Source organism: Cupriavidus sp. GW821-FHT07C08, assembly GCF_059419025.1.
In genome coordinates this window covers 1-506 of the sequence record NZ_JBWKQZ010000098.1, presented here as the reverse complement: position 1 = coordinate 506, position 506 = coordinate 1, and the positions used below count along the sequence as shown (strand labels likewise).

1 protein-coding gene is annotated in these 506 nt (G+C 70.0%); it reads left to right on the top strand.

Annotated elements, in window-relative coordinates; translation table 11 throughout:
• Positions 1 to 506, top strand: a 506-nt coding sequence (locus AC07UK_RS38875) for a DUF6537 domain-containing protein (protein ID WP_494693930.1), incomplete at both ends; no start/stop codon positions are given.

Genomic DNA, 506 nt, shown 5'->3' with positions numbered 1-506 from the left:
GCCCGCGCCGAACAACCGGCCGAGAACTGGCCCGTCGTGGTCGAAGGCGTGCGCCGCATGATCGACTACCAGGACGTAGCCTACGCCGGCCTGTACCTGGATCGGCTGGCTGCCGTGCGGCGGGCCGTCGGCAACGGCGATATCGCGCTGCTGCGCGAAACCGCGCGTCACCTGGCGCTGTGGATGTCGTACGAGGACACCATTCGCGTGGCCGACCTCAAGACCCGCGACTCGCGCTTCGCGCGCGTGCGGGGCGAGGTGCGCGCCGGCGACAAGCAGCTGCTGGCGATCAACGAATTCATGCACCCGCGCCTGGAAGAAATCTGCGAGACGCTGCCGGCCGGACTCGGCCGCTGGCTGATGCAGCCGCATTTCGTGCACCGCCTGGTGCGCCGCTTCACCACCTCGGGCCGCTTGGTCACCACCAGCTCGCTGCGGGGCTACCTGATGCTGTGGGCGGTGTCGCGCCTGCGCGGCATCCGCCGCAGCACGCTGCGCTATGCGCT